The organism is Candidatus Proelusimicrobium volucris, assembly GCF_959605025.1.
Classification (GTDB): Bacteria; Elusimicrobiota; Elusimicrobia; order Elusimicrobiales; family Elusimicrobiaceae; genus Proelusimicrobium; species Proelusimicrobium volucris.
Genome location: NZ_CAUHCY010000003.1, coordinates 115,345 through 141,827 on the forward strand (window position 1 = coordinate 115,345; position 26,483 = coordinate 141,827).

Below are 26,483 nucleotides of genomic sequence, written 5' to 3' on the forward strand. Positions count from 1 at the left end.
CGGTTTTACCCCGTAAAACTTTCAAATCTGTATATGCGGGCTTAATTCTGTCTAAAGCCGCAATATTATTATATCCAATTTTAGCAAATAAAACAAGAGGTTGCTAATTATGAGGCCGCCTCGCGCAATACTTCTCGGCGGGATAATGGGGATAAATGGTAAAATATATAAAATGGAAACAATTGAAAAGGCCATAAAAACGCACGCTTTGACAAAGGGTGAGATAATAACCCTTTTAAACATACAAGACGCTTCTTTATTATATGAAGCGGCCGACCGCGTTCGACGTGAAAGCGTCGGCGACGGCGTGCATTTAAGGGGGCTTATAGAGATTTCCACCGTCTGTAAACGAAACTGTCTTTATTGCGGGCTTCGGCGCGATAATAAAAAGATATTTCGCAGCCGTATGACACCAAAGGAAATAATAACCCACGCGCAAGCCGCCGCCAAGGCGGGATATACGACGCTGGTCTTGCAAGGGGGGGAGGAAGACGGCTTCGGCGCGGATAATATGGCGGGCGTCATAAAAGAAATAAAGCGCTTGGGCTTGGCCGTTACCTTAAGTTTGGGCGAAAAGAGTTTTGAGGAATATTCCCTCTACCGCCAAGCGGGTGCCGACAGATATTTGTTAAGAATAGAAACTACCGACAAAACCCTATACGAAAAACTGGACCCGGGCATGAGTTTTGAAAACCGCCTTCGCTGTCTTAAGGATTTGGGGCGGTTAGGTTATGAGGTCGGCTCGGGTTTTATGGTCGGGCTTCCTGACCAAAGCGTTGATAGCATTGCCGATGATATTTTGTTTTTAAAAGCCCTGCCCGTACATATGGCTGGCATAGGGCCTTTTATCGCCAATCCCGATACTCCGCTGGCAAACTGCGGCAAAGATAATTTCGATTTGTCTTTAAAGGCGATGGCCGTAATAAGGCTTTTGATGCCTAATATCAACATACCCGCCACTACCGCTATGGAAACTTTAAGGCCCGACGGCCGTTTTACGGCGTTAAAGAGCGGCGCTAATGTAATAATGCCGAACGTCGGCGGCGATATGAGCGAGTATTATCGTCTATACCCCGGCAAAGCTAGGGCGGGCGAAGTAAAAGAATATAGGGCGGAATTGGAAAAGAAACTTAAAGCCATCGGCCGCTTCATAGACGAAGGGCCCGGCATAAGCAAGGCCTATATAGCGGAGGATAAAAAATGAACTTTTTTTTAATCAGTTTGGGCTGCCCCAAAAATCTTACAGACAGCGAGGACTTCTGCGCCAATCTTATGGCGCATGGTCATAAACTCGTGTTTGATTTGCAAGAGGCTGAGGGGATAATCATAAATACCTGCGGCTTTTTGGCTTCTTCGGTAAAAGAAGCTAAAGACAATATCAAAGCGGCTTTAAAACTTAAAAAGAAAGGCCAAATAAAAAAACTGATAGTTACCGGCTGTATGGTTGATAGGCTTAAGGGCGAAGTCAAAACGGAGTTCCCCGACATCGACTTGGTTTTATCCATATCCGAGCAACCCAAAATAGATAAACTTATCAATAGAAAAGGTGAGTACATAAAACCCATTCAAGATAAGATGGTACCCTCGCCTTACAAAATGACGCTTACCGCCCCGCACAGCGCTTATTTAAAGATAGCCGACGGCTGCAATAACCGCTGCGCCTATTGCGCGATACCTTATATAAGGGGGAAATACCGCTCCAAAACTGTGGAGGATATTATAGCGGAAGCGCGGATTATGGCGCGCGCGGGGGTAAAGGAATTTTCCGTAATAGCGCAGGATACCACCTCTTACGGGCAGGATTTGTACGGCAAGCCTCAGCTTGAGAAACTGCTTAAAAAAATGGTTAAGATAAAAAATCTTGAACGCATAAGAATAATGTATGCTTACCCGCATAGGGTAACTAAGGAGCTGGCGGAGATTATGGCAGGGGAAGACAAAATCTATCCTTATATAGATATACCGCTCCAGCACATTTCCGATAATATGCTTAAAGCCATGCGGCGCCATTGCGGCGCGTCCAAAACCAAAGAGGTTCTTGCTATGCTCAGGGAAACGGTACCCGATATAGCGATAAGGACTAATTTTATAGTCGGTTTCCCCGGCGAAACTGAAAAGGATTTTGAAGAACTTAAAGATTTCGTTTCGGACTTCAAATTTGACAATGTGGGCGTTTTTGAGTTTTTTAGGGAGCCAGGTACACCCGCTTACGAGATGAAAGGCCAAATCCCGGCCCGCGTCAAAAAAGAGCGCGCCGCCGCTTTGGAGAGCGTTCAAAGCAGAGTTGTTGACGAGATAAACAAGAAACTCGTCGGTGTGGAAATAGAGGTGATAAGCGACTCGGCGACTTTCGGCCGCACCTATAAAGACGCACCCGATATAGACGGTAGGGCGGAATTTACCGCACCCGTGGAGGCGGGGAAAATATTTAAGGCTAAGGTAATTTCGGCCGAGGGATACAAACGCGTCGTAGAGCCGATTATAAAATAAACTTTAAAATTGGTATGCTGCAAAATTAAAAATCCTCGCGTCAGCGGGGATTTTTATTTTTTTCTTCTGATTTCGGAGAAAATATTGACAAAATAATTATACGACCGTATAATTATTATACAAGCGTATAAAAAAGGAGGATTTATGGGCAGAGTTCCCTCCGGTAATGACGAAAAGATGTTAAAAGCGGGCGTCGCTTTGGCCAAGGCGCGGGGCTTGAACGGATACACTGTTAGAGAGGTATGCGCTCGCAGCAAGGTTAATTTGGGAATGTTCCACTATTATTTCGGCAGCAAAGACAATTTTGACAGGGCGGTATTAAAAAAGATTTATTCCGTTATGATGGAAAGGATAAACATAAGCATATCTCCTAGCGGCGCGCCACGGGATAATGTTAGGGGCGTACTGGTAAAGATACTGGAGTTTGTAAAAGAGAACAGGGTGCTGCTGTCGTCGCTTGGCGGGGACGTTCTTTCCGGCAACAGAAAGACTTTAAAATTTATAGCGGACAATTTTACCAAGCATGTGGAAATACTGTACGGCGAACTTAAACGGGCGAAAGCCAGGGGGGAGCTTAAGGGGGGGGATCCTTGCGACGCGATTTTGTTTTTAATGCCGTCGATAGTATTGCCGCAGATATTGCTTGGCCTTTTTTTTAGGTTGAAGGTGGATTTCTCATTCAAAATAAAGTCGTCGGGTTTGGGTCTGGCGGTAGACCGCGGCGCGCTAAGGCGTATAGATATGATGATTGATGCTATATTTGGGGAAGAAAAATGAAGGAATATACATTATTAATCTTTTTCTTTTTTTGTTTTACGCTTTTAAACGCGGGCAAGGTAAAGGAGCTAAGTTTAAGCCTATGCGAACAATCGGCATTGGCGTTTTCGCCCGAACTAAAGAGCAAGGCTTCGGCCAAGGAAGCGGCTTATTTAAATTATGAAAGCAGCCGCTCGTCATTATATCCGTCATTGTCTTTGGATGCGAAGGGCAGCTGGGTATCGCAAGTGCCGCAACTGGAACTTGGCCCCCTAACGACGGAATACGGCGACAATTGGGGCTATGCGGCGGGGCCTTCGCTGGGCTATGTTTTGTTTGACAACGGCGGGCGCGAGGATTATTCCAAGAGCGCCTACAGCGCTTATCAAGCCAAGGAAAAGGAATATGAACTTGCGAAACGAAATGTGCTTTTAGATGTTCGCCGCGCCTACTTTACCGTTCAGCAGGATTTACAGAGAATGTATTTTATGAACGAGCAATTAAAAGTGGCGCGCAAACAGCTTGCCGATATACAGGCCGCTTATGAGGCGGGCGCTAAAAGCAATATCGATGTTTATATGGCGCGCAGACAGAAGATCAAAGCCGAGATAAATATAGCTTCGGCCAGGGGGTCTTTGGGGGCGCATTTGCGGGCGCTTTTCAGTCTTACGGGCGACAGCTACGGCATAGACCCAAGCTATCCTTTGGATTGGCGTATAAAGGCGGAAAAGGGCGATAATGCGCCAAGCTCGATAGTAAAAGCCGAGGATTTGGAAGTTACTTTGAAATCTTTATCATCAGTCGGGGGCTATGATTTTGATGATGACTTGCCTGCCTTGGCGGCCCTTGGCGATATGGCGGGTTATTACGAGAATTTGGCAAAATATTTGCGTTCGTCTTTGTATCCCTCGCTTTCTTTGAGTGCGGGCGCTTATATGGAATATCCCAACGGCCCGATACACGAAAGCGTATTAAACGGCCGCGCGGGGGTAGCGTTTAAACTGCCTTTGTTTGAGGGGGGCAAAAGCAGAAAGGCGGCGGAAGCGAACTTAAAGCAAGCTCAAGCGGCGAAATACGATAAAGACAGCCTTTTTGAGGAATTAAGCCAAATGTTTTATTCTTCCAAGAGTCTGCTCCGCAGTCTTTCTATTCAGGAGAAACTGACTAAGGAAATGATATCCGACAGCGCCAAAACGGCGGATTTGACTTATCATGCATATAAGGCGGGCAGCGTGACTTTTTTGGAAGTGGACAACGCCAATTTGGCTTTGCTTGAGAGCAGAATAGCTTTGACGGATATTTATACCGAACGGTTAAACCGTTTGGCGGTAATGGATAATTTAGGCAGAGGTGCGGAATGAAAAAGATTATAATTGGCTCGGTTTTAGTTATATTGGTATTGGTGATAGTAAGTTTGCTCTTCTTGCGAAAAGGGGCGTTCCATTACAGCGGAGTAATGGAAGCGGTGGAGATAGATTTGCCTGCCCGTATAAGCGATACCCTTAAGGAAGTCTACGCCGAAGAGGGGGATAAAGTCGTTAAGGAGCAGCTCCTGGCGGCCTTTGACTGCGGGGAAATCGGCATAAAAGAGGATATCGCCCGCAAAGAATACGAACGCGCCGCGCGCCTGTTAAAAACTACGGCGGGTTCTCAGGAAAATTACGATTTGAAAAAGAGCAATTACGACCACGCCGCTTTGTATAAGAGTTGGTGTGAGATAAAATCCCCGATAGCGGGCAAAATACTTTACAAATATTATGAACCCGGGGAATTTGTTCCGGCTGGCCGTAAAGTGTTTACAGTGGCGGACCTTTCAAAGATAGACGCTTGGATCTATGTGGAGCACAATAAGCTTGCCTCTTTGAGGGTGGGAATGAAAGTGATCGGTTATCTGCCCGAGGCGGATAAAACTTTTGAGGGGGTAATTTCTACGATAAACGACGAGGCGGAATTCACTCCCAAAAACGTGCAGACCAGAAAGGAAAGAGAACGTTTGGTCTACGGCGTGAAAACCCGCTTTGTCAATGACGAAAATCTTACTTTAAAACCCGGTATGACCTTGGAAGTTTCTTTTTAAGGCGGCGTTATGAAAGCTATGGAAGTGCGGGCCGAAAATATCGGCAAAAAGATGGGTGGCGCGCAGGCCTTAAGCGGGGTTAGCACGATTTTTGAGGCGGGCAAAGTACATGGGGTTATCGGCCCCAACGGCGCGGGCAAGACCACTCTTATGCGTCTTACCGCCGGCCTTTTGACGCCCGACGAGGGGTATTTAAAATATAAAGAAGAAGGTAAAGATATATCCATAAAAGAGGCAAAAAAATATTTGGGTTATTTCCCGCAGGAACCCAGCCTCTATCCCGATCTAAGCTGTATGGAGCATATGGAGTTTTTCAGGGATTTGTACGCGATAGGGGAAAAGGAATTTAAAATCAGGAGCGAAGAGCTTTTCAACGCGACGGATATGGCCGATTTTAAGGATAGGCCTGCGGGTAAGCTTTCCGGCGGGATGTACAAAAAGCTGGGGCTTATGTGCGTACTTTTAAACCGGCCCGGACTTCTTTTATTGGACGAACCTACCATCGGCGTAGACCCGGTAAGCCGCCAGCAGCTTTGGGATTTGGTATATAAGTATGCGGGGCGCGATATGACGGTAATAGTTAATACCTCTTATATGGACGAAGCTCAGCGTTGTTATAAAGTGCATATATTACAAAACGGAAGGCTTTTAGCCGCGGGCGGCCCAAGTGAACTTATGGAAAAGTTTAAGGTAAATAATTTCGCGGATATATTTTTGCAAGATGACAAATAACATAATAGAAGTAAAAAATTTGACGGTGCGTTTCGGGAACTTCAAAGCGGTGGACGGGATTTCGTTTTCCGTAAAGAAGGGGGAGATTTTCGGCTTTCTCGGCGCCAACGGCGCGGGCAAGACCACAACTATCCGCACCATTTGCGGGATATTGAATCCGACTTCCGGTCAAGTGCTGGTGGACGGCCATGACGTTTCCACCTCAACGGCGGTTTTAAAGCCGAATATAGGGTATATGTCCCAGAAGTTTACTCTTTATCCCGACTTGACCGTACGGGAGAATATTTATTTCGCAGGCAGTCTTTACGATATGAAACGCGAAGACATCAAAAAGCGCGCGCGGATAGTCTTTGACTTTATAGGCATGGAAGAACGGCACATAAGCGGAATAGTGAAACATCTTTCCGGCGGCGTAAAGCAGATGATAGCGCTTTGCGCCACTTTGCTGCACGACCCGCAGCTTGTCTTTTTGGACGAGCCTACCGCAGGTACTTCGCCACAAACTAGGCGCGATTTTTGGCGGCTTATCAAAAGGCTTGCGGAAAAAGGCAAAACGGTATTCGTTACCACTCATTATATGGACGAAGCGGAATACTGCGACAGGATAGTCCTTATGGAACGGGGGCGCATAATCGCCTGTGACAGTCCCGAAGGTCTTAAGAAAGAATTTTTCTCTCACAATCCGCTGGAGCTTTATATGTCCGATCCCGATTATTTAAACGGCGTCAAGGCGGAATTTGACGCGCTTGGTTTGGGGCTAAGCGCCGTGTTCGGCGCGAATTTGAGGGTTTTTCCTAACGATTATGAAAGCTTTAAGAAGTTTGCCGATAAAAACAAAGAGAAATTTTACTATAAGGAAACATCGCCTTCTTTGGATGACGTATTTTTAAAAGCCTTAAAGAGCGGGGGCGCGAAATGAATTTCAGGTGCGTATATTCCATAGCTGTAAAAGAATACAAGCATATAATGCGCGATCCCTTTACGCTGGCTGTCGCGCTTATATTGCCTATGGTATTTGTGGGGCTTTTCGGGTTTATAATAGACTTGGATTATAAGCATATGCCGCTTAAGGTGCGCGACAATGACCAAAGCCCCGTTTCAAGGCGGTTCTTGCAGGAGGTAACTTCTTCGGGCTATTTCGATTTGAAAGGACTTCACGGCCAAAGCCAAGCGGAAGCCGCGTTAAACGCCAATGACTTTGCTGGTATTTTGATAATAGATAAGGGTTTTGGCCGAAATATTATGCGGGGCGATAGTTCCCGCCCAGGCAAGGCGCAGCTTCTGATAGACGGCAGCGATAATGCCCGCGCGGCGATAATGTTAAATTATATGACGGGCATAGCGCAAAAGCAAAACGAGCGATACGCAGAAGAAAACACCGACGCCGCGCCCCGGGTGCAGGGCGCTTCAGCCTTGGCGGGTGCGCTTCGCAGCAGATTTTTGTTCAATCCGGAGCTTAACAGCCGCTGGTTTATCGTACCGGCTTTAAACACCATAATAATAGGTTTTTTGGCGATAGTTCTTACGGCGCTTACGGTGGCAAAGGAGTGGGAAAACGGTTCAATGGAGCTGCTGCTTTCTACGCCAGTGCGTCCGGCGGAAATAGTGCTGGGCAAATTGGCTCCCTACTTCCTGCTGACTTTTTTTGACATATTGATAGTATTCGTTTTGGCGATATTGGTGTTCAAGATACCGTTTGTCGGCAGTTTTATGTTGTATATGCTGGCTTGCGCGGTATATATAACGGGCGCTTTGGCTTTGGGGGTGTTTATCTCGGTGGTGACGAGGGTGCAGCAAAGCGCGATACAATTCGCTTTCGCGGTGGGGCTTTTGCCTTCGCTTATATTTTCGGGTTTTATTTTCCCGATAGAGAATATGCCGGCGTTCTTCAGATACTTTACGGTGATTTTTCCGCAGAGGTGGTTCCTGCTGATAAGCAGAAATCTATTTTTGAGCGACGCGGGAATAAGTTCTTTAAGTTTTGCCCTTTGCGCCATAGCGATATTCGCCGTTTGTATGATACTGCTGTCCGTAAATAAATTCAAGACGGATTTGGAGCCGTAAATGATAAGGATAAGAACTTTAATCGGGTTTATAAAAAAGGAATTTATACAAATATCGCGCGACCCCAAAATGCTGGTGGCTATATTCTTTATACCCGTAGTGCAGACGATTATGTTCGGCCTGGCGCTTACAAGCGAAGTTAAAAATATAGAGTTTTTGGTGGTATCCAAACCAAGCCCGATAGCGCGGGAAATAACCCGCCGCGCTTTGGCCAGCGGGTGGTTCAAAGAAGTTAAAGACGTCAACGGCGCACAGACGCAAGAACCGTCCTCTCTTATTTTGGACAATAAGGCCGAAGCGGTACTCATCGCCCCGAAAGAAGGTTTTGAGTATGCCCTCGAACGCGGCGGGCCGATACAGCTGCTTATCAACGCGATAAACGCTCAGCGCGCCCAGCAGGTGGAGGCTTATGTCAAACAGATAATAGCGCGCGTGGCCGAAGACAGGGGCGCCAATAATTATTCCGTGGGGGTTATCGGGCTTGATTATAAGGTTATGTTCAACCACTATATGGATACTGCCGACTTTATGGTGCCCGCCCTAATGGTAATGGCCACTTTTTTGGTAATGCTTGTCGTATGCAGTATGGCGATAACAAAAGAAAAGGAAACGGGTACTATGGAAAAGCTGATAGCCTCGCCCGCAAGCGCGGCCGAAATCCTTTTGGGCAAGACTTTGCCCTATTTTATAATAGGCATAGTGATAATATGCGCCATATTCTTTATAGGGATAATTTTCTTTGGAGTGCCGTTCAGGGGTTCATTTTGGCAGATTTTGATGACGGGCTCTTTGCTGATAATATCGGCTTTGTCGATAGCGACTTTGCTTTCCACTCTCGCCAAGACTCAGCAGCAGGCTATGATGGGCAGCGTACTGTTTCTGATGCCCGCGATATTGCTTTCGGGCGTGTTTTTCCCCGTGGCGAATATACCGGGAACTTTCCGCTGGCTGTGCTATTTAAACCCGATGATGTATTCCGTAGTGAATTTTAGAAGCATAATGCTCAAGGGCGGGGATTTAAATTTCTTTTGGCAGTACTGTGCGGTTTTGGCGATTATCTGTTTGATTACGGGCGCGGCGGCTTATAAAAACTTTAAGTCTAAACTGAATTAGAGCGTAAAAAAGGCCCCCGTTAAGCGGGGGCCTTTTTTTGTCTGTTTTTCTCTAAGATTCCATAATCTTATAATCGCCCGCGCTTAAAGAAACGTAATCGCCGCATAACTCCCTGGCCAAAGCGCTTATGGCGGGGTTATGGCCAATCAGTATCACTTTTGAATGTTTGGCGCTTAAGTCCTTGATGATTTCCCCGTATCCGTTTACGTCCATACTGTCGGCCAGTTCGGGGAAGGGCTTTATTTTGTCTGCGGCGTTAAATTCCGCGGCTACTATTTCCGCCGTCTGCATTGCCCTTAAAAGCGGGCTTGCGGCTATAATATCGACATTGCCCAAAGTCTCTTTAAGATTTTTCGCTTGCTCTTTTGCTTTTGCTATTCCCGCCGGCGAGAGCGGACGCTCAAAATCATTTTTCGCTCCGCTTTCGTACATATCCAAAGCCTTTGAGTGCCGCATTAAAACCAATATTTTTTTGTTCATAATCAGGCGCCTATTTTGTTGATAAGAGGTTCCAGCGCGGATAACTCCAAGGAAGATACGTCACCTTCGTCGCAGGCTTTGGCTATCGCTGGATCCATCGGCAGTTTGACAGCGGGGCTGATATTAAATTCGCCCGCCGTTTTGTACAGGCGGCTCTCGCCGAAGATATTTATCTCTTTGCCGCAGTCGGGGCATTTGAGGTAGCTCATATTTTCCACCAAACCGAGTACTTTTACGTCCATCTTTTCCGCCATTTTTACAGCTTTATCCACTATCATTCCGACAAGCTCCTGCGGTGATGTTACTATAATTATGCCCTCTATCGGCAAAGACTGGAACACCGTCATCGTAACATCGCCGGTACCGGGCGGCATATCGATAAACAGATAGTCTATATCGCCCCAGATTACATCGGTCCAAAACTGCCTTACGGCGGAAGTTATTAAAGCGCCGCGCCATATTACGGGGTCGTTTTCCTTTTCCAAAAGCAGGTTAAGCGACATTACCTTTACCCCATTTTTGGCCGTTACGGGCATAATGCCGTCGCCTTCGGGCGAGGCTTGCGCCTTCTCTTTTATGCCGAAAATCTTCGGTATGGAAGGGCCCGTAATATCTGCGTCCAAAACGCCGCATTTAAACCCTTTTTTAGCCAAAGCGCAGGCCATAAGCCCGCTTACCAGGCTCTTGCCTACGCCGCCCTTGCCGCTGAGTACACCTATTACGTGTTTTATGTTGCTCTTGGCGTGCTGCTTAAATTTTTCAAGTTCCGTGCGTTGATCGCAATTTTGCGAACAGGAGGAACAATCGTGATTGCAGTTCTGGCTCATATAAAAGGACCCCCAAAGGTTTGATTTCAGTTAAATTATAGCATTTAAGAAGGCAAAGAAAAGTTGTAAAATACTTCTGTAATTTCTAATTTTTCTGTGTTTTACATACTGCTTTAATAAGGAGATTTGCCTAATGAAAAACGATATCTTCGCCGAGATAAACAAAATCGGCCTTTTGCCGCAGTTTGATTTGAAAGAAAATTTAGACCCCGTTTCTTTGGCCGAAGCTTTGAGCCGCGCTTCTCTGCCGTGTGCTGAAATTGGGTTTTCGCCCGATGCGGAGCCTCATATAAAAGCGATAACTTCCAAACTGCCTGATTTTATTATAGGCGTAAGGGGGGTAAAAGATGTCGAGGCCTTAAAACGGGCGGTATCGGCCGGCGCAAAGTTCTTTACCGGTTTTGACGGGGAAGGCGAACTTGGCCGTTATTGCCTTGAAAATGATATTCCGTTTATTCCCTCGTGCTCTACGGCGGGCGAAATCGAGGCCGCCTTGCAGGAGGGGCTGACGACGGTAAAATTCTTTCCCGCGGAGCAAGCGGGCGGATTGTCCGCTCTAAAGACTTTGGGCGAGGCTTATCCCGAAGTAAAATTCCTCTTGGGGGGAGTATCGGAAGAAGATTTTGTCAAATATGCCGATTATGAAAAAGTTATAGGTTTTTGCGCGCCTTGGCTTATGCCCGCTAAAGCGGTTAAAGAGGGGGATTTTGCCCAGATGGAAGCTCTGGCGCGCGCAAACGTGTCGAAAATGCTGGGCTTCTTTTTAAAGCATGTCGGGATAAACAGCGCGGACGAAAAGGAATCTAACGCCACGGCCGACGCATTTGAAAAACTTTTCGGCTTCAAGAAGCAAGACTTCGGCGGCGCTTACTTTAACGATACCTTTGTAGAAGTAATGAAAAAGCCCTTCTACGGCCGCCACGGCCATATCGCCATCGGCGTGAACAATATGGAGCGCGCGCTTTACCGCTTTAGGAAGGCGGGGGTAGCGTTTATAGAGGAAAGCGCGGGGTATAATCCGGACGGCTCTTTAAGGGTTATATATTTTAAAGAAGAAATAGGCGGTTTCGCCGTACACATAGTACAAAAGTAAAACAATAGCAGCGATTAAAAAGCCCGCCGCTAAAACGGCGGGCTTTTTTGAAGAGGAAAATTCCGGTATGGTTTTAACGGCTGGGGAAAGCTAATCGTTATTTATTTTTCTGATTATTTTACAAGGGTTCCCCACTGCCAAAGAATTTGCGGGGACATCCCTGTTGACTACGGCCCCAGCGCCTATTACGCTGTTTCTGCCTATTCTTACGCCGGGCAATATTGTAACGTTTCCGCCGAGCCAGACATTATCTTCTATCAATATAGGTTTTGCGCTTTCCAGCGCGGAAATCCTGGCTTTGGCTTCTATGGGATGGGTGGCGGTATATATACCGCAGTTAGGGCCTATCATAACATTTGCGCCTATGGTAACTTTTGCGCAGTCCAAAATGACGCAGTTATGGTTTATGTAGGCATTATCGGTAAATTCAATATTGTATCCGTAATCGCAGAAAAAATTGGGCTCTATTATTACGTTCCCGGCTATTTTGCCAAATAGTCGGCGGAGGAGGGCCTCTTTGCTTTTGAAATCCTCCGCGGGCAGGGCATTATATGCCAAACATAAATTTTTGGCCTTTATGCGCTCCGCTTTTAGTTGTTTGTCGCAGGCCAGATAATCCAGCCCCGAAATCATTTTCTCTTTTTCCGTCATGAAGATATTATATTATAAACTTTAAAGAAACTTATCATAAGTATAAAATATCTGATAAATTTTCCCGCGCCGATAAAAAAAGCGCATTTTAAAGGGGGCAATTTCAGCCAGCCTGCCGCCAAGGGAAATGCGTCCCCTATAAACGGAAGGAAAGAAAAAAACAAAATCGGCGTGCCGTATTTTAACAATAGTCGTTCCGTCTTTTCCGGGAAATTCTTCTTAGGTATAAACCAGGCCAAAAGAAAAGAGGTCAAACTCCCCAAAGTATTTGCCGCGCTAAGCAAAATCAAAGCCAAGGCTGCTTCTTGCGGATAGTTTTTGATAAACAAAATAAAGCCCGCCTCGGAGGTGCCTGGCAGTATCGTGGAGGATAGAAACCCGGAAATAAGCAAAGCCGTTAAAGCGTAAAACATAGTTAAATATTATCATTTTGTATTTAACTCCAAGAGAATTTTGTGCTTTTGCTAATTTCCTGATAATGGATATAGCCTTTCTCCGCGCTCAATAGAAATATATGGTCAATCCGACTTGTGGAGATATAGAACCCTCTTAAGGTATTTAAAAAATCTGGGTAACCCTAAAGTGAAATAGGGCTTTGTTAATCCGCCAAGCAAGTTATTCTTGAGAGGGAGGGGAATTTATTGGGGGAAAATTGAAGTCTTAGTGTGTATTTCCTCGGCTTTTGCAATAGAAACCCCGCCTATTGGGAGTAGGCGGGGGTTTTTGTTATATCCTGTTATTCGGTTATGACATTTATATTGTTGGCTTCTTCTTTAGCGGAAGCCTGCGCCGCTATGTCGTTAAGCAAAGAATCTAAATCATCGAACATCGGTTCGCCCTGCATTTTATAGCGCTGTGCCGTCAGGGCTGTTTTTACAAAACTTATTCTTGTAATGCTGTCATCCCCCTCCCAAACAAGAATTTTTAGGGGCAGCGCGGCCGCTATTTCAGGTTTTTTTGATATGAGATAAGAGTTATCAGCCTCTTTCCCGAAGATAAGCAGTACGCTTGGGCGTATTTCCCTTGTGGAACCTCGCGCCGCGGCGGCATAATCTATTTCCGCCATCAGCGGAATTTCTTTTTCCTCTAAAATATTTTTGATTCTTTGCACAGTCTGGGGGGTATTATAGGTTGCTGTTACGCTTTCCAATTCCTGGTGGCCTCTGATATTTCTGCTTTCGCTCCAACTGATATAGGCAAATATGCCGGCGGTAAGAAGGATTATTATCAGAATATAAGTTTTGTTGGACATTGTGCTGCTCCTGCTTATTATGTTTTATACTCCTATTTAAGAATATAATGGTTTGGACGTTTTTGCAATACTCAGATGTACTCTGGCGATATTTTATGCGGGAATACGAGAATAATCCTTAAAAATCTTTTCCATATAATAATCAAAAATGGGGGGATCTCGTCTATTGAATAAACAATTTCGTGAAATTAGGGGCAACGGCATGAAAGGGGAAAAGGTTTATCATAGAATAGGGGAAAATTCCCACCGCATTAAGGGGGAAGATGCTTTCTTTCTCGTAAATTGCTGAAAGAAAAATATTTTACGGAAATACCTATCCCCCTCTGAAGAAGAAATATTTGTAAATAAACCCCTAATGAAAATTATTATTTTGGTCTTAATCCTTTTTTACTTTAGACATAGTTTATCCCCATTTCCAATCATTTTTATGGATTAGTCTCAAAGTTCTTAACAGAAAACACAATACTAAATAACTTTCCTGTTTCATAGAATATCCGTTTGTTTTAGCTGTATCTATGCTAATAGAGATGTGGCTTACAGCCGCTTTTAAGTATTTTGGGGATAGATTTACTTCCCCTTTTTATTAGCTAACTTGTCAATGGTATTAAAAGTATTATAAATAAAAAATATAGTTATAGAATAAAAATAGTTCCTAAAATGGCTTAAATCCCCAAATTTGCGCTATATTGCGTTTTTTAAAGTTTTGAGATATATCAGTACCCTTAAATGCTTAAAACGGCATATTGTTTGCGTAAAAGATAATTATAAGCATATTTTAGTTCCATAATAATTGAATAATCTATGAATTAAAACAAAAAAATAAGGGGAGAAATGGAAAAGTAAAAAAGTAAAAAAACGCGAAAATGAGCATTATTTTTTGTTATTTTTGTTTTAAAAAAAGACACTCAAATAATCAAATAAGGAATATTAAAAAAAGGAATAACTCCGCTTTATTAAGATTGATTTTGCAAATAGCATTGGATTTAATTTTAAAAATCTATATTTTTTATTAAAACATAATAAAAAATATAGATAAAACCAAATAAATTCAAATTTTATTAATAATAATTATAACTAATAAAAAGCTCTAAAACAAACTTATTTTAATTAACATAATAAAAATTATCACAAGTAAAATAATGCTAAAAATACCTGCCTTATAAATCCCCCTTTTTACTAAATATCAATCTTTTTTATACTCACTTGATTCGGACTTGAAATTTAACGTTTTTCTGCTTCTTATTATATTTATCCTTTAAAATTATAGAATTGTTTTTATTCTACAATATATTTATATATATCTTTTTAAAAAGGGGGATTAGAAGCTTTTTTTATTTGATTTTTTATTTTTTATGCTCAGTTTAAAATCATTATTGATACTTGTTTATATAATTATTGGAACTAAAATGTATCTAAAACATATTGTTTTATTTTCTATTTTATTTTTTAGTGATGAGAACTTTGCTATTTGTTAGAATTGTTGCAAGGGGCAATCCCCCATTCGTTCAAAAATACTCTTTTGAAAATCCTTTGATATTTTACCCGTATTCTTTTTAAAGAGGGATTTCCCCTCTTTTACTTTTATTTGTATTAAAAGAGGTTTTTTAGAAGTTTAAGAGGTGGTTTCTTACCCTTGGCAAAACTATTTTGCAAAAGGTATATGTCCCGTTGTTTCCGGCCTCCTTTTTATTGTATAAATAGGCGTAAATGATGGCGTTTCTTTGGAGGTCTTAAAAGTTTTGTATAAAATTAAATACCTTTTGATGTTTAAAAATCCGCCTATTGCATTTGGAAATCGCTTTTTCCCCCACTTGCCAGGAGAAAGTTTTTTATAGAAAATATTTATCTGCTTGGAAATACTTTTCTGATAATGACTCGTTTTCCTTTCCCTTCGAAGATATTTTCTAGTTACTTAAAATTCTTCTGCCGCTTTGATTTTACTAGAGAGGGACAGGGTTTGTTTTAGAGGTGTTTAAATTATATTAGCCCTTAGTCAAATAAAAAAATCCCCGCTTTTAAGAGCGGGGATTTTTTAGGTAAAAACTTTTATATTAAGTCTTTATTGGCCGTTATGTTAAGTTCCACACGGCGGTTTTTGGCTCTGCCCTCGGCGGTAGCGTTGCTGGCTACGGGGTTTTGTACGCCATAGCCGACATAGCTTATGGAGCTTGTCTTAAGGCCGTTATTCAAGATGAAATCATAAACGGCTTTAGCGCGTTTTTCCGAGAGAGTTTTGTTATAAGCTACCGTACCGGTGGAATCTGTGTAGCCTTCTACTACTATAATATTGGCGGGATATTTCTTGAGAACTTTGTTAAGGTCCATTAAAGTATTCCCCGCCTCGTAGGACAAGACGGCGCTGTCGGTATCGAAAAGAATTTCGTTCTTTAAGGTTACGATAATACTGCCGTCTTCGGCGCGAGTTACATCGGCTATCGCTGCTAGTTCTTTGGCTTGTTTATCCAAATAGTTGCCGATTCCCCCTCCTAAAGCCGCGCCTGCCAAAGCTCCGTAAATAGCTCCGCTTTCGGCCTTGCCGCCTGTGTTATGGGCGATTACCGCTCCGGCTATTGCGCCAGTCGCGGCGCCGGCCCCGGCACCTATCGCCGTTCTTTTGCCGGGCGTGGTGCAGGCGCTTAATACTAAAGCGCACAATACTGCTGTAAGTAAACCTTTTTTCATTAGCTTTTACCTTCCTTGTCTAAAGTTTTACAGATGTTATTATACAAATTTTATCCGATTTTTATCCGTTAATAAGGATCCTCTCCGCCGCAGTATATGCCTTGGCCGTACCGCTTTGCGTTATTATATAATCTCTGTTCCGTTTGCTCCCCTCGTAAACAATGGTTCCTTCTTTTATTTCCGCAGATAGAACTCTGTCCAGGCGTTCGTTCTCTTTAAGATAGCCGGATAGCTTCATGGATTTAGAAAGTTCAAGAGCGCTCATTTTAGATGAGTTCCTCAGCATTTTGGCGCTGCCAAGTATTATCAGTGCGGCCAAGGCGGCGTTTAAGCTTTTGTCTTTTCGTCTTATAATAATATGTTCCTGTTCGCAGTAGGCTATTCTATCCCATACGGAACTTTCCGGTCTGGGGATTGGAGGCGGCACCTTTCCGACAGTTCTTTTGCGAATTTCACCTCTAGGCGATGGACTTTTGCCAAAGTATTCTGGATTGTACTTGTCGGATAAAGTTTCTTCGGTACTTCTGTAAGTTTGCGGAACGGGGATTTTGGGAGAACCCCATATATCAGTTTTGGGGGTGTAGACTTTTCTTTCCCCACTATCCAAAAAACTCGTTTTGCCGTTGATGTCTTCAGCTTTTTCCTGCTCACTTCTTGAGATTGTGACGGAATGCCTAAAATCCGTTGGAATTATTTTTTGTTCATAATAATTTCCCGCTTCGGAAGTCGATTTTGAGTCAATATTTGCAAGTTTTAAAAACTCTTCTTTTTGTTTTTCGATAAAGGAAAGATCCCCTTCCGCTTCAAATTCCTCTCCACTTTTCAGCTTTAATCTTAATTTAAAGATATTCTCTTCGCTTTCAGGCATAAGGCAACCTCCGATAGAGTTATCCAACGGTGTTATTAACAGCTTTTGACATATAATAGCAATAATTGGATTATATGTCAATATATGTTTTTACTATGTTTTTATATGTCACAAACTGTTTATAAGCCTATTTCTCAGACGAGAATTTGCAAGATTATCCCCCTTGATTATATGTCATAGTCACCAGGAAACCGGAATTTATGCTGGAAAAATAAAAAGCAACCTCTCTTTTTGTAAAGAATGAATCATTTTTTAGATATTAAAATATATAATATTTTTGTTATAATCTATGGTCGAAATGTAAATAAAAACAGTAGTTTTTCCCTTTCTTTTTTTACAAAAATGTACAGTTTTTTATAATATTGTGGAATAATAAAATGTTTGCAATATTTAGTTTTTTGTTTAATTGTGGAACCGATATTTTCTCATAAGTTTAAAATATGTCGCAAAATTAAAAAATGCTTAGATTTGGATTTTATGATTTTGGAATATATTTGGGTATACTAAAAACGGGATTTTTTAATTTTGGTTTGCTATAATAATTATATGGCAAAGATGTTATTGCTTTCCTGCTGTGCGCCGTGCAGCTGTGGCGTAATAAAGAAACTCTCACGGGAGGGCAGGGATTTTGCCGTACTCTTTTATAATCCGAATATTGCGCCGGAAGATGAATATAAAAAACGTCTAGCCGAGAATAAAAGGTTGTGCGATGTTTTTAAAGTGCCTTTTTATGATTTGGAATATCAACCTGCTCTCTGGGCGGAAGCGATAAAAGGCTGCGAGAAAGACGCTGAACGCGGCGAACGCTGCTTTAGATGTTTTTTGATGAGGCTGCGTCGTGCGGCGGTATTTGCCAAGCATAACGGCTTTGATACTTTCAGTTCCGTTTTGGGCGTTTCCAGACATAAGGATATGGACCAGGTAAATAAGGCCGGGCTTATGGCGGGCGAGCTTGAAGGAATACCTTACGATACTTTCAATTGGCGCAAGGGCGGGCTTGAGGAGTTGCGCCGCGCCGTCAATAAAGAATTGACTTTGTACAATCAGAATTATTGCGGTTGCCCCTATTCCAAAAGAAGCAAAGACATTGAGTAGTATAAATTTTCGCTTAAGGAAATTCTTCCGTGCTTTTTCCTCCGTTAAATAAAGTTTTTCCCCTACACAGTAAGGGCTTTGTATTGATTGTCGATAAATATAAGGGGTATATCTTTCCCTATACGTTGGGCGTGTCGGATATGCGTTTTGATGGAAAAAATTTGTATCCGGTCAGGTTTATATTGTGGTAAAAAGTTTCAAATATAGTCTTTTAAGCGGCAAATAACACAAGCAAATAGGCCTTTTTTCCCCATAGTAAAGGCTAAAAAATTATTTGCGAGAGAGTATTGCCCTAAAAAATAGTTTTTTATACCGCCGCAGAGGTGTTTTTCCCTTTATTCCGTCGGATCTTCAAAACCTACCAGCCACGTGGCGATAAAGCCCGCCGCCGCGGCGGTTAATAAGCCTATAAAATAGAATATCGTACTGTGCCAATCGCTCATAGCCAATAAAAGTACAACGCCCGATACTCCAAAGGGTATAGCAGCCGTAGCGTGCAGCGCTGATATTACCGCTCCGCCGAACGCCGCGCCTATGCAGGCGGTTATGAACGGTTTGAATAAAGGCAAGGTAACGCCGTATATCAGCGGTTCGCCTATACCTAATATCCCGACGGGCAAAGCGTTTTTTATTATTTGTTTCAGACGGCTGTTTTTAGTTTTTGCCAGCACCGCTATACTCGCGCCGACTTGCCCCGCCCCCGCCATGCACAATATTGGAAATAGCGGGTTATTGCCCAAAGTGTCGATCAGCTGTTGGTATAAAGGTATTAGGCTTTGATGTATCCCCAGCATTACCACCGGCAGAAATCCGCCCGCCAAGATAAAGCCCGTGAATACTCCGCCGTGATCTATGGCCTTTTGCGTGAACAGCGCCAATTTATCGGATAGATAGCCAGCCGCGGGCTGTATCGCTATAAGCGATAAAAATCCTATTACAAGGACGGTGAATGTAGGAGTTAGGAACATATCCGTACTGCCCTTAAAGCGTTTTTTTATGAATTTTTCAAACATACTTCCGAAATAACATACCGCCAATACGGCTATTATCCCCCCCTTGCCCGCGGAAAGCTGCATTCCGAATAAACTTACCTCGCTCAGTGACGGGATATTTAGTATCCCCGCGAATACCACGCCCAATGCGGGCGTGCCGCCAAATTCTTTGTTGGCGTTATATCCTACTATCGCGCTTAAATAAAAGAATATACCATTGCCGAATACGGAAAGCAAAGCGTTTATGTTTGAATAATCCGCCGGTAATACTTTAGATAAAATATTATTTACGCCAAGTATCAGGCCGCAGGCGATATAGGCGGGTATCAGCGGCAGAAAAATATTGCCTATTTTGGAGCATATTTTGCTTAAAACGCTGGAATATTTCTTTTTTATTTCGGCTTTTACCTCTTTGTTTTTTCCTATTTGCTCGGCGGCTGTATTTGGTACGGAGCTATTTGCTTGTTTTTCTGCGCTTTGATTATTTGTTCCATCTAAATTAAGCGGAGCTATTTTGTGCTTTGAGTGTATATAGTCTGCAAGTTCACCGCATATGCCGGGGCCTAAGATTAGCTGATGTTGGCGTCCGTTCTTTAGGTATCCCATTACGCCGGGTATTTTCTTAAAATTTTCAGGAGAGATAACGTCTTCGTTATTAAGAGTAAAGCGCAGTCTTGTCATACAGCTGCCTAGAGATGTTATGTTGTCCGCGCCGCCGGCGGATTGGATTATTTTTATGTAAAGCGTCTGTATTTTATTTTCCATATTTTATCCTTTTACTATTGCCTATATGCGGTATTTTTTGAATAGTTTTTTCGGCAAAGCCCTAACTTTTATTAAAGAAGCCCGCATCTTTTGGGGACGCGGGCTTCTTTGCAAAAATATAAATTTATTTTATTTTGTCGGCTTGAAGTTTCGCCAAAGAGGAGCTGTAGCTTGAAGGATATTGTTCCGCGATTTCAAGATACATCGCTTTAGCCTCCTGCGGTTTGCCTGATAATTCCGTCGCTAAAGCCTTGTGTGTTTTTACTTGCGCCAAAATAAAGTGATTGGGGTATTTGGCCTCAAAAGCGTTTGCCTGCTCTATTGCTTTATCGTACATATTTTGCGCGATATAGGCCGCTATCAAAGAGCTTTCCGCCAATGCCTGTAATTCTTTGTTGCCGTTTTTTAAAGCCTGCTTAAAATAGAGTTCCGCCTTTTCGTAATTCTTATTTTGATAATAAGCGTTGCCCAGCGTCAAAGCGGCATAGGCGCCGGCGGGTTTTTCCTCATTGGCGGCGGCGTAAATTTCCAATTCGGAGAAGTCTGTATTTTCTTCTTCGGTCTGTAAGGCCAAAGGCAATTCCGCCAAGAATAAATCCCCCCATTGTTTTTGATAAGCTTGATTTTTAAGATGGGCCGTAAGCGCGCCCGCGGCGATAGCCAGGAGTACTATGCCAACCATTATCAAAATTTGTTTTTTATAGAGTTTGATTTTCTGCTCCAATACATCGATAATTCCTTTTTCGTTTATCTTTTGCTGATTGTTGTTGTTTTTCATAATTGTTTTACACCCGTTACCTTTAAATTTTTATAACAAATCTTTTTCCTGCAGATGAATACATTCAACCCCGTTTTTGCCCAGCAGGTTTACGCCCTCCAAAGAGCGGTCGTAAAGTTCGGAGAAGTAAACCCTTTTTATGCCCGAGGCTATTATTACTTTGGCGCAGTGTACGCAAGGCGAGAAAGTTATATATAAGTCGGAGTTATCGGTAGCTATACCGCTTTTTGCGGCGAACAAAAGAGCGTTTTGTTCGGCGTGCAGTTCATTATCGTTTGAAAACGCTCCGTGTATCTGATAGAAATCCTGACTTTTGAAAAAGTCTTCCAAGGTTTTGTATTTATCGGCGAAATCGTGTTCGTATATTTTTTTAAAGTGATCCTCGCAGTGTTCCCTGCCGGAAGGCACTCCATTAAAGCCTATGCTTATCACGCGGTTGTTTTTGACCAAAACCGCCCCCACTTTAAGACGCGCGCAAGTAGATTGCTGCGCCACGAGCTTGGCCATACTTATAAAAAGTTTGTTCTTATTCTTCATTATTGACCTCTTTCTTTTTCTTGAACTGAGCGTTATATAAGGCTTTATAGGCGCCGTTTCCTTCTTTCATAAGTTGCTCGTGCGTACCGCTTTCCACTATTCTGCCTTCGTTTATTACTATTATTTTATCGGCGTTCTGTATCGTGCTTAAGCGATGGGCTATTACGAATACCGTGCGGTCCTTCATAAGATTGTCTATCGCTTTTTGTACTATCGCTTCGGATTTATTGTCCAGCGCGCTGGTGGCTTCGTCCAATATCACTACGGGCGCCTGCTTTAAGAACGCTCTGGCTATCGCTATGCGCTGTTTCTGTCCGCCCGATAACATTACGCCGCGTTCGCCGACATAAGTGTCAAGGCCGTCTTTAAGGGAAGCTATAAAATCCTCCAAATGCGCGCTCTTTACCGCTTGTTTTATATCCGCTTCGGCGGCATCGGGGTTCCCGATCATTATATTTTCCCTAATAGTGCCGCTGAATAGGAAATTATCCTGAAACACTACCGCAATCTGCTTCCTTAAAGAATAGAGATCGATATCTTTTACGTCTATGCCGTCTATTTTGACGCTTCCCCTTGTCGTATCGTAAAAGCGCGGGATAAGGTTGACGAAAGTCGTTTTTCCGCCGCCGCTGTTGCCTACCAAAGCTATAGTTTGACCGACGGGCACTTTTAAAGAAATGTCTTTGAGTACGGGCAGGCCTTCTTTATATTCGAAAACGACATTGTCAAATTCTATATCCTTGCGGATAGAGTCTATCTTTAAGGCGTTTTTCGCGCTTTTTATCGAGGTTTTGTAGTTTAGCATTTCAAATACGCGCTCAATGGCGAGGAACGCTTTTTGTATGTCTATATAATTGTTGCCTATCGATTTAAGCGGGGTATAGAGCATTAACAGCGCCGCTATGAAAGAGGCGAAGTTACCGCTTGTTATGGTCCCTTTTATTATCAAATTGTTGCCGTACCATATTACGCCCGCCACTCCGAAGGATATTACCACATGCATTACAGGGGAAAGCCAGTTGGTGTGTTTTACCATCTTCATGGAAAGATAGAACAGTTCGTCCAAAATGCCGTATTGTTTCTTTAATTGATAGTCCTGCAAATTATAAGAGGTTATCGTCTTATAGCCCGTGCAGGTTTCGTTATAGGAAGTTATTACGTCTGAGCCTGAAGTCACTATCTTGGGCGTTATCTTTTTTATCTTCTTTCTGACGTATTGCATCGGCAGGGCGGCTATGCCCAAGACCACTATCGCTATTATCGTAAGCTGCCAGGAGTTGTATACTAGTACGCATACCAAACCTATCGAGGAAAATAATCTCGTCAGGAATTGCTTTACATTGTTGATTAAGGCGTTACTGGCGGTATCGGCGTCGCTGTAAAAGCGGTATACGACATCGCCGGAATTATGATTATCAAAAAATCCCGGATCAAAGGTAAGCAGTTTTTGGTAGAGCTTTTTCTTTAAGTCGGTGGTGATTTTCGTGCCGACCCAGCTGTTAAGATACGTGGAGGAGAAATTCAACACTCCCTGCACTATGGCGAAAAGCACTATCAGCAACGGGATATATCCCGCCCAATCCGCGTTTTTGGCCACCACTACATTATCGACGTAATATTTAAGGAACATCGCTACCGCGCCGTCTAATGCGCCGGCGGGTATAGTCAGGGCTATTCCCAAAAGCGTTCGAAACCAATAGGGCTTTATTAAGGGGCCCATTCTTCGTACGAAGTCTTTTAGGGTAGTTGGATTAAGTTCCCTGTTAAAATTATTGTCCATAGTTATTTATAGCTTTCTATGATGTCGTAAGTATCCATAAAGCCCATCTGTACGGCGACTGTGGACGCATCTAGCTTTTGACGGTTTTGAAGCCTGGCGCTTGCACCATTGTCCAATAAGAATTTTGCCATCTTTTTATCGTCGTTTTCCGCGGCTATAAACAAAACGCTCTCGCCTTTATTGTTCCTGGCGTTTATATCGGCGCCTTTAGCTATTAGATTTTTTATCAATTGCTCATTTTTGGCTCTTACGGCATAGAACATCGGTGTTTCGCCTTTTAAATCCACAGCGTTTACGTTAGCCCCGTTTTCTATTAAGAATATGGACATATCATTCATATTGCCGGAATTGTTGCCGGACTGTTCTATCAAAGTCATTAAAACCGTTTGCCCTTTTGTGTTAAGTTGGTCGATATTCGCGCCGGCTAAGAGAATCATTGTAACTATCTCTTTATTGCCGCTTAAAGCCGCGTCGGTCAATACCGGGTTGCCCTTGGAATCGGTTTGGTTTGGATCCGCTTTTGCCGTATCGATTAGAAGAGTAATCATATTTTTATCTCTTTCTTTTATGGCTTTTTCCAAAGGCGGTAGGGACTCGGAAATGTCTATCCCGTTTTTGGTGGCGTATTCGATGAGGAGTTTTGTCGTTTCTGTGTCATTGGATTCTATTGTCTGCGCCAAATAATTTGTCGAGGAAGAAAACAAAATTGAGGCATCAGCCCCGTTCTGCAAAAGTAATGGAATGGCTTTTTTGTTTCCGTTCTCAAGAGCCCCTTCTATCGGCAATTTTCCGCCTATACTGGGTTTGTTGAAATTGACTTCTCTTTCCGCTAAAAATTGTAATATATACAAACCGTTATTCTTTTCAGACGCAGCCAAATAGGCCAGCGTCAAATCGTTTGTGGTTCTCTTTATATTGTTATAAAGGAATTTCCCTTTCGGCAGGCTTTCGCGGAACGCCAACAGATTTTCCATATCCTGCAGGCTTAAATATGCTTCCGGATTAATGTGATTTTCGTCTACTTGTTTCTTTATAAATCCCAAGTCGCCCCTCATTGCGGCGCTGATTAAATCCGCCTGCAGTTTTGAATCTGGCAACTTATATTCCGGCTTCAGACATTTGCAGTCCGGATAATCTGTTCTGGTTTCCCAGCTTTTGCAAGTATTTGTGCATACTTTTGGAGCTTCTTCCTGTTTTGGAGCTTCTTTCTTGCCGCATGCGCCTAAAACAAAAGCAAGAAGGCATAAAGAAAACAAATATAAATTTTTCATTTTGGGTTCCCCTTTAATGCAATATATTACATATATCATTTTAGCAAAAAAAATCCAAAGTTTGACGGTTTGACTAAATTTTTTAAATTAGCTATTATAAAAATAAGCGGAGAGCCTTATAAACTGCCGAAAAACCACGGCTTTTTACAGGTGCTTATGAAAAAACTTTCTCCGCATTTCTCTTTTGAGGAACTTTCCTACACTTCCCTAAGACGCTTCAAGGAACAAAATACTTTTTCCGCTTCCTTTTATTTGCAGGAACTTACGGCCTTGTCTTATTATCTTCTTGAGCCTATCCGCGCGCTGCTTGATACTCCGCTAGTCATAACCAGCGCTTATAGATGTCCCGCTCTCAACGATTGGGTAAAAGGTGTGGCAAACTCTCAGCATATAGGGGGCGAAGCGGCAGATTTTATTCCTTTAAACTGCTGTTTGGAAAAAGCGTTTGATAAAATCAGGATTTGCAAGTTTATTCATTTCGGGCAGTTGATAATGGAGCCAGGCTGGATACATGTATCTTTAGGTTTCCCCTTCAGGCCATTAAAAAAATGCGGCGAGGTTATCGTCAAATGAAAAACCTTGCTATTATCATTCTGATTGTTTGTTGCTGTTTTTTGCTTTTTGCGATATTTGCTAAAAGGGAAGCGGTAGAGAACGCCAAAATTCCAAACGATTATTTGGATACGGGATTAAAAAGGACGATAGAATTAAAGGATCGAACTCTTATTCATAAAGTACGCGTGCCCGAAGTTGGGCAGGGCACTAAAGAAGGACAAAGCCTCCTGGCGGCAAAAACGGAAAATTTTTATATCCCCCCCGAAGGATCCTTCTCTTATATAGAGCGGGAAGACGGCGAATATAAACTTGACGTCAAAGATTACGGCTTTATTTTTAAATTGTATTTTGGGTTTTCTTCTAATCTTGAGGGCAAATTCTCGCCTTTGCTGGGCGCGCGTCTTTTTTATTACGGACGCTGGGGCGTTGGGTGCGGATACTCTTTAAACGACGGCGCGGCGCTGCTGTTTGAGAGGCGTATGGACGATTTTTTCCCCTTGGATAATACGATATTATTTTTTGGTGCAAATAAAAACACGGCTGTTTTTGGGGCGGCCGTGTTTTTGTGAGATAAATTCCCATTAACTTAACAAAATCCTTATGCAGGAAGTGCAGTCGTAACTTTTTGCGTAATCCAAAGCGGTACGTTGGTGCCTGTCGGTCAATTCTTCGTTGGCGCCGGATTCTATAAGGAATGTCATTATATTGCCCTTATGTTCTTGGGCTGTTATCATTAACGGGGTAACCCCGTCTTTTTGGGTTCCCTGGTTAATGTCTGCTCCGTATTCCAAAAGCACCTGTATCATTGTATTTGCGGGATATGGTGCGGAAGCGGTGTAATTTTCCCCCGTTACGGCGCGATGTATTGGGGCATAGCCTTTATCGTCGTAGATATCCATTGAGGCGCCTTTCTCTATCAACATTCTTAGCATATCCTCGTTTCCGTTTGATATTGCCATAAAGATAGGAGTAAAAGAGGTGTTCTTTTCCGGTGAATTTACCGGCGCGCCTCTGTTTATTAAAGCCATTGCTTTTGGGATATCGTCGAAGTATACCGCGTCCATAAGCTCGCTGAAAAGCTCGTCCTTGGTCATTTTCTTGTTTCTGTACTCGTTTTCAAAAGCGATGACTTGTTTTTTCTGTTTTTCTTTTAGGAAGTATTTTCTCTTGTCTTCCTTTTTTGCTGTATCTATGGTGTTTTGTTCCGTAGAGCCGCCCGTTATGTCTATGTAATTATGTTGGGCGCTGCCGTCTATAAAGACCTCATCTATGGTTTCCTCTTTGTTTATGGATGGCTGATATGTAAAGTTGGCATCTTTATCTTCCTGCTCAGCTACTTGTGTTTCCGGCTGGATTTGAGAGGTCTGCGTCGGTGGCGTGGTTGTGGAAGACACCGACATCCCTACAAGTTCCTCCACGGCGGAAGATTGCTGTTTGCCGCTCTTTATTAAAGTATTCCAAAATCCCCAAAACACCCCTAACGCACAAAGCGCTATTATAATCTTTAATATGGTACGCATTAAAATTGTCCCCTTATGTATTTATAATCTATTATTTTAAGAATAAAAACGCTTTAAAATCAATACCCGCGCGGCTTGACAAATTGAAAGCCTGCTGCCCTTTTA

At 43.0% G+C, this 26,483-nt stretch carries 26 protein-coding genes; 13 read left to right on the top strand and 13 right to left on the bottom strand.

Annotated elements, in window-relative coordinates; all coding sequences use genetic code 11:
- Positions 1–172 precede the first annotated feature (172 nt).
- From hydE to ACQY3M_RS04040, 9 genes are all read left to right on the top strand, one after another.
- Positions 173–1,204, top strand: a complete 1,032-nt coding sequence (gene hydE, locus ACQY3M_RS04000) for a [FeFe] hydrogenase H-cluster radical SAM maturase HydE (protein WP_428066183.1) — start codon at positions 173–175, stop codon at positions 1,202–1,204.
- The gene (gene rimO, locus ACQY3M_RS04005; protein WP_428066185.1) at positions 1,201–2,490 is read left to right on the top strand and encodes a 30S ribosomal protein S12 methylthiotransferase RimO; all 1,290 of its coding nucleotides are present in this window, start codon (positions 1,201–1,203) and stop codon (positions 2,488–2,490) included. The genes hydE and rimO overlap by 4 nt, the downstream gene beginning before the upstream one ends.
- 144 nt (positions 2,491–2,634) lie before the next feature.
- A complete protein-coding gene (locus ACQY3M_RS04010) occupies positions 2,635–3,267 on the top strand; it encodes a TetR/AcrR family transcriptional regulator (protein ID WP_428066186.1) in 633 nt (210 codons plus the stop codon).
- Positions 3,264–4,607 (top strand): TolC family protein, encoded by a 1,344-nt coding sequence (locus tag ACQY3M_RS04015; RefSeq protein WP_428066188.1) that lies wholly within the window; start codon positions 3,264–3,266, stop codon positions 4,605–4,607. Before ACQY3M_RS04010 ends, ACQY3M_RS04015 begins: the two co-directional genes overlap by 4 nt.
- A complete protein-coding gene (locus tag ACQY3M_RS04020) occupies positions 4,604–5,323 on the top strand; it encodes an efflux RND transporter periplasmic adaptor subunit (protein ID WP_428066189.1) in 720 nt (239 codons plus the stop codon). Before ACQY3M_RS04015 ends, ACQY3M_RS04020 begins: the two co-directional genes overlap by 4 nt.
- A gap of 9 nt (positions 5,324–5,332) precedes the next feature.
- Positions 5,333–6,055, top strand: a complete 723-nt coding sequence (locus ACQY3M_RS04025) for an ABC transporter ATP-binding protein (RefSeq protein ID WP_428066191.1) — start codon at positions 5,333–5,335, stop codon at positions 6,053–6,055.
- On the top strand, positions 6,045–6,974 hold the full coding sequence (locus ACQY3M_RS04030) for an ABC transporter ATP-binding protein (RefSeq protein WP_428066193.1): 930 nt from the start codon (positions 6,045–6,047) through the stop codon (positions 6,972–6,974). The genes ACQY3M_RS04025 and ACQY3M_RS04030 overlap by 11 nt, the downstream gene beginning before the upstream one ends.
- A complete protein-coding gene (locus ACQY3M_RS04035) occupies positions 6,971–8,119 on the top strand; it encodes an ABC transporter permease (protein WP_428066195.1) in 1,149 nt (382 codons plus the stop codon). The genes ACQY3M_RS04030 and ACQY3M_RS04035 overlap by 4 nt, the downstream gene beginning before the upstream one ends.
- Positions 8,120–9,232, top strand: a complete 1,113-nt coding sequence (locus tag ACQY3M_RS04040) for an ABC transporter permease (protein WP_428066197.1) — start codon at positions 8,120–8,122, stop codon at positions 9,230–9,232. It abuts the gene before it with no gap.
- 51 nt (positions 9,233–9,283) lie between these two features.
- On the opposite strand, the gene sixA is transcribed toward ACQY3M_RS04040, so the two are convergent.
- Positions 9,284–9,712 (bottom strand): phosphohistidine phosphatase SixA, encoded by a 429-nt coding sequence (sixA, locus tag ACQY3M_RS04045; RefSeq protein ID WP_428066198.1) that lies wholly within the window; start codon positions 9,710–9,712, stop codon positions 9,284–9,286.
- 2 nt (positions 9,713–9,714) lie between these two features.
- Entirely contained in the window at positions 9,715–10,539 is an 825-nt protein-coding gene (locus ACQY3M_RS04050) for a P-loop NTPase (RefSeq protein ID WP_428066200.1), read from the bottom strand.
- Between the two features lie 133 nt (positions 10,540–10,672).
- Between ACQY3M_RS04050 and ACQY3M_RS04055 the strand changes: the two genes are divergently transcribed.
- Positions 10,673–11,632, top strand: a complete 960-nt coding sequence (locus tag ACQY3M_RS04055; protein WP_428066201.1) for a bifunctional 4-hydroxy-2-oxoglutarate aldolase/2-dehydro-3-deoxy-phosphogluconate aldolase — start codon at positions 10,673–10,675, stop codon at positions 11,630–11,632.
- Between the two features lie 90 nt (positions 11,633–11,722).
- Here ACQY3M_RS04055 and ACQY3M_RS04060 read toward each other — a convergent pair whose 3' ends face one another.
- The 5 genes from ACQY3M_RS04060 to ACQY3M_RS04080 all read right to left on the bottom strand — a co-directional run bounded on the left by ACQY3M_RS04060 (position 11,723) and on the right by ACQY3M_RS04080 (position 17,085).
- Positions 11,723–12,283, bottom strand: a complete 561-nt coding sequence (locus tag ACQY3M_RS04060; RefSeq protein ID WP_428066203.1) for a sugar O-acetyltransferase — start codon at positions 12,281–12,283, stop codon at positions 11,723–11,725.
- Positions 12,280–12,696 (bottom strand): YqaA family protein, encoded by a 417-nt coding sequence (locus ACQY3M_RS04065; protein WP_428066205.1) that lies wholly within the window; start codon positions 12,694–12,696, stop codon positions 12,280–12,282. The genes ACQY3M_RS04060 and ACQY3M_RS04065 overlap by 4 nt, the downstream gene beginning before the upstream one ends.
- 323 nt (positions 12,697–13,019) lie before the next feature.
- Positions 13,020–13,535 (bottom strand): DUF302 domain-containing protein, encoded by a 516-nt coding sequence (locus ACQY3M_RS04070; protein WP_428066206.1) that lies wholly within the window; start codon positions 13,533–13,535, stop codon positions 13,020–13,022.
- Positions 13,536–15,581: 2,046 nt separating this feature from the next.
- Positions 15,582–16,217: an OmpA family protein gene (locus ACQY3M_RS04075; RefSeq protein WP_428066208.1), complete on the bottom strand. Its 636-nt coding sequence runs from the start codon at positions 16,215–16,217 to the stop codon at positions 15,582–15,584.
- Between the two features lie 61 nt (positions 16,218–16,278).
- Positions 16,279–17,085, bottom strand: coding sequence for a hypothetical protein (locus ACQY3M_RS04080; RefSeq protein WP_428066210.1), 807 nt, complete (start codon positions 17,083–17,085; stop codon positions 16,279–16,281).
- A 546-nt stretch (positions 17,086–17,631) separates the two neighbouring features.
- Here ACQY3M_RS04080 and ACQY3M_RS04085 point away from each other — a divergent pair.
- A complete protein-coding gene (locus ACQY3M_RS04085; RefSeq protein ID WP_428066211.1) occupies positions 17,632–18,180 on the top strand; it encodes an epoxyqueuosine reductase QueH in 549 nt (182 codons plus the stop codon).
- 335 nt (positions 18,181–18,515) lie between these two features.
- Here ACQY3M_RS04085 and ACQY3M_RS04090 read toward each other — a convergent pair whose 3' ends face one another.
- The 5 genes from ACQY3M_RS04090 to ACQY3M_RS04110 form a co-directional block, all read right to left on the bottom strand.
- On the bottom strand, positions 18,516–19,937 hold the full coding sequence (locus ACQY3M_RS04090) for a PTS transporter subunit EIIC (RefSeq protein ID WP_428066212.1): 1,422 nt from the start codon (positions 19,935–19,937) through the stop codon (positions 18,516–18,518).
- 124 nt (positions 19,938–20,061) lie between these two features.
- Positions 20,062–20,715 (bottom strand): tetratricopeptide repeat protein, encoded by a 654-nt coding sequence (locus ACQY3M_RS04095; RefSeq protein ID WP_428066214.1) that lies wholly within the window; start codon positions 20,713–20,715, stop codon positions 20,062–20,064.
- 30 nt (positions 20,716–20,745) lie between these two features.
- On the bottom strand, positions 20,746–21,252 hold the full coding sequence (locus tag ACQY3M_RS04100; protein ID WP_428066216.1) for a deoxycytidylate deaminase: 507 nt from the start codon (positions 21,250–21,252) through the stop codon (positions 20,746–20,748).
- Entirely contained in the window at positions 21,242–23,032 is a 1,791-nt protein-coding gene (locus tag ACQY3M_RS04105; protein ID WP_428066218.1) for an ABC transporter ATP-binding protein, read from the bottom strand. Before ACQY3M_RS04105 ends, ACQY3M_RS04100 begins: the two co-directional genes overlap by 11 nt.
- A 2-nt stretch (positions 23,033–23,034) precedes the next feature.
- A complete protein-coding gene (locus ACQY3M_RS04110; protein ID WP_428066220.1) occupies positions 23,035–24,303 on the bottom strand; it encodes an ankyrin repeat domain-containing protein in 1,269 nt (422 codons plus the stop codon).
- A gap of 156 nt (positions 24,304–24,459) precedes the next feature.
- Here ACQY3M_RS04110 and ACQY3M_RS04115 point away from each other — a divergent pair, with 156 nt between their 5' ends.
- Positions 24,460–24,876, top strand: coding sequence for a D-Ala-D-Ala carboxypeptidase family metallohydrolase (locus ACQY3M_RS04115; protein WP_428066222.1), 417 nt, complete (start codon positions 24,460–24,462; stop codon positions 24,874–24,876).
- Positions 24,873–25,427 (top strand): hypothetical protein, encoded by a 555-nt coding sequence (locus ACQY3M_RS04120; protein ID WP_428066224.1) that lies wholly within the window; start codon positions 24,873–24,875, stop codon positions 25,425–25,427. Before ACQY3M_RS04115 ends, ACQY3M_RS04120 begins: the two co-directional genes overlap by 4 nt.
- 12 nt (positions 25,428–25,439) lie before the next feature.
- Here the strand turns inward: ACQY3M_RS04120 and ACQY3M_RS04125 are convergent, their stop codons facing one another.
- Positions 25,440–26,378 (bottom strand): ankyrin repeat domain-containing protein, encoded by a 939-nt coding sequence (locus ACQY3M_RS04125; protein ID WP_428066225.1) that lies wholly within the window; start codon positions 26,376–26,378, stop codon positions 25,440–25,442.
- Positions 26,379–26,483: the final 105 nt, after the last annotated feature.